Source organism: Lacibacter cauensis (genome assembly GCF_007830055.1).
Lineage (GTDB): Bacteria > Bacteroidota > Bacteroidia > Chitinophagales > Chitinophagaceae > Lacibacter > Lacibacter cauensis.
This window is the reverse complement of record NZ_VLLE01000006.1, coordinates 598,514-610,305: the sequence shown is the minus strand read 5'-3', so window position 1 is coordinate 610,305 and position 11,792 is coordinate 598,514. Positions and strand designations below refer to the sequence as shown.

The following is an 11,792-nucleotide window of genomic DNA, read 5'->3' as shown; positions in this document are numbered from 1 at the left end:
ATTTAAAAATACTTTTAAAAAGCTTTGGATTGAAAGGTGTTAACTCCTTACCTTTGCAACCCGCAAGACAAAAGCGGTAGTTCTTTATGAGGTTAGAGGGTGTGATATTCAATGAGTTAGTTAGGAGATATCTTAAAAAATAAATTGAAAAAAGTTTGGTTAGAATAAGCGAGGCCCTTACCTTTGCACTCCGTTCGAAAAACGGGTAGAAAGAAAAACAAAAGATCTTTGAAAGAATGGAAGCAACAGCAACGTTTTATGAAAATAGAACGGGTAAATTTTAAGCGTAATAAAATTCGATTTTGAACTGTTAATTCTTGAGAATTAATAGTCAGTATCAAACTTCATTTACAATGGAGAGTTTGATCCTGGCTCAGGATGAACGCTAGCGGCAGGCTTAATACATGCAAGTCGAGGGGCAGCAGCTTTGTAGCAATACAGGGGCTGGCGACCGGCAAACGGGTGCGGAACACGTACGCAACCTTCCTTTAACTGGGAGATAGCCCACCGAAAGGTGGATTAATATCCCATAGTATATTTGAGTGGCATCACTTAGATATTAAAGCTCCGGCGGTTAAAGATGGGCGTGCGTCTGATTAGGTAGTTGGCGGGGTAACGGCCCACCAAGCCCACGATCAGTAGCTGATGTGAGAGCATGATCAGCCACACGGGCACTGAGACACGGGCCCGACTCCTACGGGAGGCAGCAGTAAGGAATATTGGTCAATGGACGCAAGTCTGAACCAGCCATGCCGCGTGGAGGATGAAGGCCCTCTGGGTTGTAAACTTCTTTTCTTTGGGACGAAACCCCTGTTTCTACGGGGACTGACGGTACCAGAGGAATAAGCACCGGCTAACTCCGTGCCAGCAGCCGCGGTAATACGGAGGGTGCAAGCGTTATCCGGATTCACTGGGTTTAAAGGGAGCGTAGGTGGGCTTTTAAGTCAGTGGTGAAATCTTTGGGCTTAACCCGAAAACTGCCATTGATACTATTAGTCTTGAATTCTCTGGAGGTAAGCGGAATATGTCATGTAGCGGTGAAATGCTTAGATATGACATAGAACACCCATTGCGAAGGCAGCTTACTACGGAGACATTGACACTGAGGCTCGAAAGCGTGGGGATCAAACAGGATTAGATACCCTGGTAGTCCACGCCCTAAACGATGATTACTCGACATTAGCGATATTACAGTTAGTGTCTAAGCGAAAGCATTAAGTAATCCACCTGGGAAGTACGACCGCAAGGTTGAAACTCAAAGGAATTGGCGGGGGTCCGCACAAGTGGTGGAGCATGTGGTTTAATTCGATGATACGCGAGGAACCTTACCTGGGCTAGAATGCTGGGAGACCGCAGGTGAAAGCCTGTTTTGTAGCAATACACTGCCAGTAAGGTGCTGCATGGCTGTCGTCAGCTCGTGCCGTGAGGTGTTGGGTTAAGTCCCGCAACGAGCGCAACCCCTATCTTTAGTTGCCATCAGGTAATGCTGGGAACTCTAAAGAAACTGCCGTCGTAAGACGTGAGGAAGGAGGGGATGATGTCAAGTCATCATGGCCTTTATGCCCAGGGCTACACACGTGCTACAATGGGGGGGACAAAGGGCTGCCACTTAGCGATAAGGAGCTAATCCCAAAAACCCTCTCTCAGTTCAGATTGGAGTCTGCAACTCGACTCCATGAAGCTGGAATCACTAGTAATCGTATATCAGCAATGATACGGTGAATACGTTCCCGGACCTTGCACACACCGCCCGTCAAGCCATGGAAGCTGGGTGTACCTAAAGTCGGTAACCGCAAGGAGCCGCCTAGGGTAAAACTAGTGACTGGGGCTAAGTCGTAACAAGGTAGCCGTACCGGAAGGTGCGGCTGGAATACCTCCTTTTTAGAGCATGCTTAGATTTACATGCTGTTGCTTTTCCACTTTCAAGAAATAAGTTCTTATAAATGGTTAGTTGGCCAGTTGCTATGGATTGTTGAGGCCACTAGGCTAAAGATTAAATAGATCCGTAGCTCAGCCTGGTTAGAGCACTACACTGATAATGTAGGGGTCCCCAGTTCAAATCTGGGCGGGTCTACAAATAACCTCGGGGGGTTAGCTCAGTTGGCTAGAGCATCTGCCTTGCACGCAGAGGGTCATCGGTTCGACTCCGATATCCTCCACGAAAATTAGTTCTTTACTTCTTTGATAATGGCTTAAGGCCTGTCGGTTCGTAACCGTGTTATCAAACATAATTCTTACTCCCCTTTAGGGGATGGGGGTTAAAGTTCTTTGACATATTGGGATGTAACAAGTTGTAATTGTTTAGTAAGGCGATTTAAGTATAATAACTCTTTTAAAGCGAATAAGGGCGCATGGTGGATGCCTTGGGTCTGAGAGGCGAAGAAGGACGTGGTAAGCTGCGATAAGCTTCGGGGAGCTGCACACAAGCATTATATCCGAAGATTTCCGAATGGGACAACCCAGCACACTGAAGGTGTGTTATCCGAAAGGAAGCCAACCTCCTGAACTGAAACATCTAAGTAGGGAGAGGAAAAGAAAATAACAATGATTCCCTGAGTAGTGGCGAGCGAAACGGGAAGAGCCCAAACTTAAGCGGCGTGCCGCTTAGGGGTTGTAGGACTGCATTTAGAAAATCTCATCAAATTGAACCTTCTGGAAAGTTGGGCCATAGCAGGTGATAGCCCTGTAGATAGAAATTGAGATGGACGAGCAGTATCCTGAGTAAGGCGGGACCGGAGGAATCCTGCCTGAATCTGCCGGCACCATCCGGTAAGGCTAAATACTCCTCAGACACCGATAGTGAACCAGTACCGTAAGGGAAAGGTGAAAAGTACCCCGAAACAGGGGAGTGAAATAGTACCTGAAACCGTGCGCCTACAAGCGGTCGGAGTCCAGCAATGGATGACGGCGTGCCTTTTGCATAATGATCCTACGAGTTACTCCTCACTGGCGAGGTTAAGTTCTTCAGTAACGGAGCCGAAGCGAAAGCGAGTCCGAACAGGGCGCTTAGTCAGTGGGGGTAGACGCGAAACTTTGTGATCTATCCATGGGCAGGTTGAAGTTCTGGTAACACAGAATGGAGGACCGAACTCATTAACGTTGAAAAGTTATGGGATGACCTGTGGATAGGGGTGAAAGGCCAATCAAACTGAGAGATAGCTCGTTCTCCCCGAAATGTTTTTAGGAACAGCCTCGGATTTAAGAAGTGTATAAGAGGTAGAGCTACTGATTGGGCTAGGGGGCTTCACCGCCTACCAAACCCTGACAAACTCCGAATGCTTATACATATCTCCGGGAGTGAGGCTGCGGGCGCTAAGGTCCGTGGCCGAGAGGGAAATAACCCAGATTAGCAACTAAGGTCCCTAATACGTAGTTAAGTTGAACAAACGAGGTGAGACTTCTATAACAGCCAGGATGTTTGCTTGGAAGCAGCAATTCATTTAAAGAGTGCGTAACAGCTCACTGGTCGAGAGGTCTTGCACGGAAAATGATCGGGCATCAAACTACGAACCGAAGTTCTAAAATTGTACTTGTACAATTGGTAGGGGAGCATTGAAATCTGCTGCGAAGGTGTCTGGTGATGGATGCTGGAGCGATTTCAAAAGAAAATGTAGGAATGAGTAGCGATAAAAGTAGTGAAAAACTACTTCGCCGTAAGTCCAAGGTTTCCTGATCAATGTTAATCAGATCAGGGTTAGTCGGGTCCTTAGGGAAAGCCGAAAGGCGCACCTGATGGCAAGTTGGTTAATATTCCAACACTTGTTTATGTTTCGATGGGGTGACGGGGTAGTGAAAGATCCGCCTGGTTACGGAATACCAGGTTAAAGCGTGTAGATATATTTTTTGCAGGTAAATCCGCAAGAGATGTCGAACGTGATAGTACCGCAAAGCTTCGGCAGCGTGGATAGTGATCCTAATCAGACCTCCGAGAAAAACCTCTAAGGCTAGGCATAAACAACCCGTACCGTAAACCGACACAGGTGGACGGGATGAATATTCTCAGGCGCTCGGGTGAGCCGTGGAGAAGGAACTAGGCAAATTGACGCTGTAACTTCGGGATAAAGCGTACCATCTTCGGATGGTCTCAGTAAAATGGTTCAACCAACTGTTTAGCAAAAACACAGGGCCCTGCAAAATCGAAAGATGACGTATAGAGCCTGATACCTGCCCGGTGCTGGAAGGTTAAGGAAGGATGTTCGGCGCAAGCCAAAGCTTCTGACTGAAGCCCCAGTAAACGGCGGCCGTAACTATAACGGTCCTAAGGTAGCGAAATTCCTTGTCGGGTAAGTTCCGACCTGCACGAATGGTCTAATGAGTTGAACACTGTCTCCTCCACGAGCCCGGTGAAATTGTAGTATCGGTGAAGATGCCGGTTACCCGCCACGGGACGGAAAGACCCCGTGAACCTTCACTACAACTTTGCATTGATTTTGAATTACGGATGTGTAGCATAGTTGGGACGCTTTGAAGCAGCTGCGCCAGCAGTTGTGGAGCGGTCGTTGAAATACCAACCTTCTTTGATTTAGAATCTAAACCCTGACGGGTGACAGTGCATGGTGGGTAGTTTGACTGGGGTGGTCGCCTCCTAAAAAGTAACGGAGGCTCGCAAAGGTACCCTCAGTACGGTTGGTAATCGTACGTAGAGCGCATTAGTATAAGGGTGCTTGACTGTGAGACATACAGGTCGAGCAGGAGCGAAAGCTGGCTAAAGTGATCCGGCGGTTCTGCATGGAAGGGCCGTCGCTCAAAGGATAAAAGGTACTCCGGGGATAACAGGCTGATCTCCCCCAAGAGCTCATATCGACGGGGAGGTTTGGCACCTCGATGTCGGTTCGTCACATCCTGGGGCTGGAGAAGGTCCCAAGGGTTCGGCTGTTCGCCGATTAAAGTGGCACGTGAACTGGGTTCAGAACGTCGCAAGACAGTTCGGTCCCTATCTGTGGTGGGCGTTAGTAAATTGAGTAGGCATGACCTTAGTACGAGAGGACCGGGTCGTACGTACCGCTGGTGTATCTGTTGTGCCGCCAGGTGCAGTGCAGAGTAGCTATGTACGGAAAGGATAAACGCTGAAAGCATCTAAGCGTGAAACCTTCTACAAGATGAGTTTACTTTTAAGGGCCGTCAAAGACGATGACGTTGATAGGCTACAGATGTAAAACTGGTAACAGTAAAGTCGAGTAGTACTAATTACCCGTAAGCTTTAATTTTTTTTAATTGCCAACTGCAATTACAACTTTTCCCAATATGATCTTATTTAAGAGTTTATGGTGGTTTTTCCGAGGGTGTTCACCTCTTCCCATACCGAACAGAGAAGTTAAGCCCCTCATGGCCGATGGTACTGCACTACAATGCGGGAGAGTAGGTAGCTGCCATATTTATTCTAAACCCCTTCAATATCATGAAGGGGTTTTTTTATGTACCTATATCAGCCCTCAGTACAGACCTTGCTAACCTATCCCTAAAAATTGGTTGAATGCGGCGTTCGGTACTTTACCTTCAAACTGGCATATTAGTAAAATACTTGCACTTGCAGCGAATGTGCTGTATATTTCGTAGCACCAACCACCTGCTTATGCATTTATTAAGAACGGGAACATTTGTTCTCCTATGGCCATCTATTTTATTACACTCTCTTTACTTCTTCGATAATGTAGTTGAACTTTTCTATGGATATGACAGGCAGGTCTTTTCTAACCGTTTTTTCCGGAATCAATTGCGGTCTGACAATACATATCGTAAGATGTTCATTTACTCTCAACTTGTTATTTGGTACAAGAAGGAATCTTTTGTTTGCAAGTGTTGCACAGGAATATTTCTGGTCGTTTGGCCCTTTACTTATTGCAAAATAGTAATGGCTTGAATTTCGCAAATCTTTCTGCATATAAAGTAAGTGAATTATTATTTAACAACTGTGGTGCGACATTAAACAACTTTAAAGTAGATCATATGCAGTATATCATTTCATTCTTTTTGTTGATTGCTTTCTGCAGTTCAGATCACAATTCACAAGACAGAAATAAAACGCTTCTTGCAATTTTTCCTCATCCCGATGACGAATCAGCAGTTGCTGAAGTGCTCATCAAATATGCAGATCTGGGATATAATGTTCAACTTATTATTGCTACTGATGGAAAGGATAGAACACGAGTTACGAAAATTCCTCCTGGCGATTCATTAGGCACACTTCGAAAAGATGAGACAAGATGCGCCTGTAAGATTATGGGCATAACAGAGCCCATCTTTCTTGGTATTGATCGACTGGATACAAGAATTGGCACAGGTAAATTCTTTGGTGAGTACAAAAAGTTTCTACTAAAATTGAAAGATGAAATTGTACGGATTGATCCTGACTTCATTCTAACATTTGGGCCCGACGGCGATACACATCATTCAGAACATACTGTTTGTGGTGCTGCTGTAACGGAACTGTTGCTGGCAGAAGGCTGGGTGGAAAAATATCCATTGTATTATGTTGCATGGACGAAAGAACAAGGCGAGCAATTTGACCTCGGTTATGTAAATGAAAAATATTTCAATGTAAAAATCAACTATACACAGGAGCAAGAAAATAAAGCACTTGAGATAATGCCCTGTTATGTAACCCAATATCTTCCCGCAGAGTTAGCCGAAGACCGTAAGAAAAAATTGGAAGACAAATCTAATACTATACACTTTCGGCAACTGGCTGTAAAGAAAGGTTTGACGGATAGGTTTTAATTCCTGCATCATCAGTAAAATTTTTAAAAATGAATAAATACAAAACCCTTCATTTGTGGATGATCGTTCCAATGATCTTTATGCAGCTTGGAATCTTCAGAGATTACTGGGGCGATTTCTCTGATAATGCATGGTCGGTGCATGTACATTACTGGACAGGCACAGTTTGGTATTTATACCTTATTCTTCAGCCTTACTTTGCCACGCATGGGCAGGTGCCTAAACATCGTACCAACGGTATTATTGGTATGTTCATAGCCGGTGCTGTTTGTCTAACAGCTTTCAGTATGCTGCATCGTGATATTGTTTCTGCTGAACGTTCGGCTGAAATGCGTGACCGTTTTGGCCCTTTTGAACCTTGGTTTTTTTATGGCGTTGCAGCTGTGGAAATTGTAATGATGCTTGCATTTGGGTATGCAGTTATCAAAAGTATTGTTCATCGTAAACAATTAGAAAACCATGCATGGTGGCTTATATCAACCGTATTTATTATCATGATGCCGGCATTGGGCCGTGGTATACAAAATGTGCATGTAGGTATGCAAATAAAACAGTGGCCAAATATAGATATCATGCCTTCGCTTCACATGTCAGTATTGCTTATACTCGCTATGCTACTTGCAGGCGCATGGAAATACAATAAACTAAAACATCCTGCAACATGGTTGGCAGTGGCTGTAAACATCGTTAATTTTTTCCTGGAACCCATAGGGAAATCGAAGGAAGTACAAGCTTTTCTTATTACAGTTATTAAAGGATAAACAGCAAATATGTGCGTATGAAAAATTTACTTACCGTTTTGTGTATTCTTTTTTTATCTGTCGTAACATACAGCCAGGGAAAAGTGATTACGCAAAATTTTGTTGCTGCTTCAATCCAAAATAATAAAGGAGGAGAAGATGCTAACCGAAGACTATCCATTTATCTTCCTCCCGATTACGAAACCTCAACGCAATGTTATCCGGTTATTTATGTACTTCATGGTTATGGAGGAACCGATAGTTTAATGATGAGTGTATGGTTCAATTTCAAAGAATTATTAGACGAAGCCATTAAAACCGGGAAGATGCGCCCGATGATTGTAGTGGCGCCAAACAGCAATACAAAACTGCAAGGAAGTTTTTATACCAACTCATCTGTTACCGGTAACTGGGCCGATTATATTGCAAAAGATGTAGTACAGTATATAGATAAAAATTTCAGAACAATACCAGACAGAAGAAGCCGTGGACTTTGCGGACATTCAATGGGTGGCAATGGTGCGTTGAAGTTAGGGATGCAATTTGCAGACATATTCAGTGCAGTGTATGCACTTAGTCCGGCAGTACTGGATTGGCATGGCGATTTTTCGCTTGCAAGTCGTGGCTTTAAACGCATCAGCAAGTTGAATAATATTGAATCCATTGTAAAAGGGCTGAATGAATCAAATGATTTCGATGCATTTTTTGCAGCTGTGCTTACAGCAATGGCAAGAGTCTATTCTCCTGATGTTTCAAATAAAGGGTTGCTTGCTAACCTGCCTGTTACATATGTTGGCGACAGTGCTGTGTATCATCCGGCAGTGATCAATGAATGGGAAAAGCAATTTCCTTTTCATATGATCGATCATTATCTGCCGCAGTTACGAAGCCTTACCGCTTTAAAATTAGATTGGGGACGTAATGAAGACTTTTCACACATCCCTTTTACTAGTCTGCAATTCAGCAAGAAACTGGAAGCCTATCGTATTAACCATTTTGCTGAAGAATATATTGGTGACCACGGAAATATACTGGGCGGTTTTGATGGACGCATCTTCAACGAATTACTTCCTTTTTTTGATAAATATCTACGATGAGTAAATGTTTAACATCGGGTATTGCACTGGCTATCATGCTTTCAGCCTGTACAAATAATGTAAATAGATTTTCGGTTTTCGATGTACACCTGCATGGCGATGCTGCTCCTGAAAAGCAACTCAGCAATCTTGCGGCAAACGGAGTAAGTACAATTGCCGTAAGCACATCGTGGGCACAACAGCAAACTTATCAAAGCAACAAAGACTTAACTGTGTTGCAAGGATTATTCGTGCCTTGCCCGAATGGTAAAGTGCCTTACAGTCTGCAACAATGTTTTGAAGATGGGAGGGAGTGGCCCGATGTAAACTGGGTTGAACAGCAGATCAAAGAAAAGAAGATTGATTTTATTGGTGAAGTACTTAGCCAATATCATGGCATCTCATCATCCGATTCGTTGATGTATCCTTATTACGCATTAGCAGAAAAATATAATCTGCCGGTTGGCCTTCACACCGGTTCTGCCGGACCTGATCATGGCTGCCCTAACTTTAAAGAAGAGATGGGGAATCCACTTTTACTGAAAGAAGTACTTACTAAGTTTCCAAAGTTGCGTGTATGGTTCATGCATGGTGGCGGGCCGTTTGTAAAAGAGTGTATTGAAATGATGAAAACTTATCCCGGGCTGTACGCAGATATTTCCGTGTTGAATAATCCGAATATTATTCCTGCAAAAGATTTTGCAACTGTAGTGAAAGAATTTGTTGATGCAGGATTGGAAGACAGGTTGATGTTCGGATCTGATAATGCAGATATTAAAAAATGTATTGTGGCAGTAGAACAACTGGATTTTCTTTCTGCAAAACAGAAAGAAAAAATATTCAACCAAAACGCAATGAAATTTTTCAACAAATAAATCTGTTATGCAAAGATCTGCAACACCTGTTTTACAAAATGAACGTGCCGACATTCTTGATGTGCTTCGTGGTTTTGCTTTGCTTGGTGTAATGCTTGATAATCTGTTTGGCTTTACTGGCTGGGGTTATACAACACAAGCGCAACACGAAGCATTGGCTACATGGCCGGCAGATGGTATTGTTGCTTTAGCTGAGCAGACGTTTATTCATGGAAAGTTTTACAGTCTTTTTTCTTTGTTATTTGGTATTGGCTTTGCCATCATCATGCTTCGGAATGAAGCGAAAGGAATCAATCCGTTAAAAGTTTTTTACAGAAGATTGTTTGTGCTGCTGTTGATTGGTGCTGTTCACCTGTTTTTGATTTGGGAAGGCGACATTCTTTTTCTTTATGCTTTGGTTGGAATGTTGCTGCCTTTGTTCAGAAAAATGAGCGACAGGAAGTTGTTACTAACTGCAGGAGCATTGATTTTGTCTCCGCTTATTTTTGATTGTGTGTATGTTTTGCTGCAGGTAAAACCGGGGAAATTTTTTGAAGCTATTGCATTCGCCAGCGATAAAGCAACAGGTATACCAACAGACAGCAGCTTTAGTACTTACTTGTTTAAGGAAGGAAGTGGCTGGCAGGAATGGCGCAACTGGCAGGCTTCCGGTTGGGCATATCGCTGGTCGTACCTGCTCGATACCAATCGTATTCCGAAAGTGTTGGGCATGTTTTTATTTGGACTATATGCAGGAAGAAAGCTGATGCATCTGCATCTTGAAAACTATAGCGTGGTGTTTAAACAACTTCGTTTGTGGGGATTTGTTATTGGCGTGCCTGCAGCTGCAGCTTGTACTTATTTTGAAATTTTTCAAAAGCATATCCCTTCGCCTGTAGGTTTGGCAAATACTTTCTTTTATGCAATCAGTGTAGTTCCGCTTTCACTTGCATACACATCTGCTGTTTGTTTGCATTGGATGAACGCAAAAGGTAACAGTCGCTTGAAAATACTTGCACCCATGGGGCGTATGGCGCTCACGAATTATTTAATGCAAACAGTTATTGGTATAGTACTGTATTACGGTGTTGGTTTAGGTTTTGGCGGAAATATCGGGCCCGCTTTGTTTATGCCAATCGGCATTGCCGTTTATACGTTGCAGGTGTTGTACAGCTTTTGGTGGTTCAAATATTTTCAGTACGGGCCACTGGAATGGATTTGGAGGCAACTTACCTACGGCAAAAGATTACCCATCAAAAAATAAACTATCAATTGAAGCAGGTGCAGTTTGATGATTTAAAAGAAATCGATTGCGCAAACTGCAGAATCAAGAGCCCGGCCTTTGTACATTTGTTTCATGCGCTTTCTTGTTCTTTTGTGTTTATTGTTTACAGCAGGTTCATCAAAAAATGAATGGAAACGTTACAGCATTACCGGTCTTGCGCAAGGCACCACGTATGCGGTTGTGTATTATGCAAACGACAGCTCTGTAACACAGCAACAAGTTGACAGTATTTTGAAATCGCTTGATCAATCACTTTCACTTTATCAACCAAATTCACTTATCAATCAATTCAACCAGTCTGCAAAAGGATTAGCACTCGATCGGCATTTATTAAAGGTAATCAAGGCTTCACTCGCAACGTATAAGAGTACAAATGGATTGTTCGATGCAACGGTTTTTCCATTGGTGGAAGCATGGGGCTTTGCTGTTAAAAAAATGAATAGCATTCCGGATTCGTCAACAGTGCATTCGTTGCAATCTTGTGTAAACAGTAAGTGGCTGTATTTGAAAGGCAATTACCTGTACAAACAAAAGCCTTGCATTAAAATTGATCTCAACGGTATTGCACAAGGTTATTCAGTTGATGTACTTGCTGCTTTTCTTGAATCAAAAAATATTCATCATTACCTTGTTGAAATTGGTGGTGAAATAAGAGTAAAAGGAAGAAAACAACCTTCGAATGAAAAGATGAAGATTGGTATTGAATCGCCGGCGTTGGGTTTATTTGATGAACATCCGTTACAAAAAATTGTAACAATCGATGAGGGTGCTATTACTACATCGGGCAGTTACCGGCGTTATCATGAAACAAAAGGTCAAAAGATCACGCACATTATCAATCCTAGAACTGGTTATCCGCAACAGAACGAACTCATCAGTGTAACCGTTTATGCAAAAGATGCTATGACGGCGGACGCTTACGATAATGCATTTATGTTAATGGGACTGCAACAGGCGTTAGCTTTTGTGGAGAAACGCAAAGATCTTGCGGCTTATTTTATCTACAGGAAAAATAACGGAGAAATTGCAGATACTGCAAGTGCGGGATTTTTAAAACTATTTAGTCTGTAACTTAGACCACTGCAAGCAAACATTCAATTACAATACACAGCAATCAGCA

The 11,792-nt window shown here is 43.2% G+C and carries 6 protein-coding genes, 2 tRNA genes and 3 rRNA genes; all 11 read left to right on the top strand.

Features of this window, described 5'->3' with window-relative positions; translation table 11 throughout:
• Positions 1-350: 350 nt before the first annotated feature.
• The 11 genes from IQ13_RS19300 to IQ13_RS19250 all read left to right on the top strand — a co-directional run bounded on the left by IQ13_RS19300 (position 351) and on the right by IQ13_RS19250 (position 11,743).
• Positions 351-1,881: ribosomal RNA gene (locus IQ13_RS19300) — 16S ribosomal RNA — on the top strand.
• A gap of 118 nt (positions 1,882-1,999) precedes the next feature.
• A tRNA-Ile gene (locus tag IQ13_RS19295) sits at positions 2,000-2,074 on the top strand.
• An 11-nt stretch (positions 2,075-2,085) separates the two neighbouring features.
• A tRNA-Ala gene (locus IQ13_RS19290) sits at positions 2,086-2,159 on the top strand.
• Positions 2,160-2,331: 172 nt separating this feature from the next.
• Positions 2,332-5,207 (top strand): 23S ribosomal RNA (locus tag IQ13_RS19285).
• Positions 5,208-5,263: 56 nt separating this feature from the next.
• Positions 5,264-5,375, top strand: a 5S ribosomal RNA gene (gene rrf / locus IQ13_RS19280).
• Together the 16S, 23S and 5S rRNA genes with 2 tRNA genes alongside form the textbook arrangement of a ribosomal RNA operon.
• Before the next feature lie 391 nt (positions 5,376-5,766).
• On the top strand, positions 5,767-6,717 hold the full coding sequence (locus IQ13_RS19275) for a PIG-L deacetylase family protein (RefSeq protein WP_144888321.1): 951 nt from the start codon (positions 5,767-5,769) through the stop codon (positions 6,715-6,717).
• A gap of 29 nt (positions 6,718-6,746) precedes the next feature.
• Positions 6,747-7,478: a hypothetical protein gene (locus tag IQ13_RS19270; protein ID WP_144888319.1), complete on the top strand. Its 732-nt coding sequence runs from the start codon at positions 6,747-6,749 to the stop codon at positions 7,476-7,478.
• A gap of 17 nt (positions 7,479-7,495) precedes the next feature.
• Positions 7,496-8,554, top strand: a complete 1,059-nt coding sequence (locus IQ13_RS19265; protein ID WP_144888317.1) for an alpha/beta hydrolase — start codon at positions 7,496-7,498, stop codon at positions 8,552-8,554.
• Entirely contained in the window at positions 8,551-9,408 is an 858-nt protein-coding gene (locus IQ13_RS19260; RefSeq protein WP_144888315.1) for an amidohydrolase family protein, read from the top strand. Before IQ13_RS19265 ends, IQ13_RS19260 begins: the two co-directional genes overlap by 4 nt.
• Before the next feature lie 7 nt (positions 9,409-9,415).
• Positions 9,416-10,651: a DUF418 domain-containing protein gene (locus IQ13_RS19255; RefSeq protein WP_144888313.1), complete on the top strand. Its 1,236-nt coding sequence runs from the start codon at positions 9,416-9,418 to the stop codon at positions 10,649-10,651.
• Positions 10,652-10,744: 93 nt separating this feature from the next.
• Positions 10,745-11,743 (top strand): FAD:protein FMN transferase, encoded by a 999-nt coding sequence (locus IQ13_RS19250; RefSeq protein WP_144888311.1) that lies wholly within the window; start codon positions 10,745-10,747, stop codon positions 11,741-11,743.
• The last annotated feature ends 49 nt before the right edge of the window (positions 11,744-11,792 follow it).

Bases quoted from the DNA above. Each gene is read 5' to 3' on its own strand.
- IQ13_RS19270 (WP_144888319.1), top strand. From the start codon at position 6,747: ATGAATAAATACAAAACCCTTCATTTGTGGATGATCGTTCCAATGATC.
- IQ13_RS19265 (WP_144888317.1), top strand. From the start codon at position 7,496: ATGAAAAATTTACTTACCGTTTTGTGTATTCTTTTTTTATCTGTCGTA.
- IQ13_RS19260 (WP_144888315.1), top strand. From the start codon at position 8,551: ATGAGTAAATGTTTAACATCGGGTATTGCACTGGCTATCATGCTTTCA.
- IQ13_RS19255 (WP_144888313.1), top strand. From the start codon at position 9,416: ATGCAAAGATCTGCAACACCTGTTTTACAAAATGAACGTGCCGACATT.
- IQ13_RS19250 (WP_144888311.1), top strand. From the start codon at position 10,745: ATGCGCTTTCTTGTTCTTTTGTGTTTATTGTTTACAGCAGGTTCATCA.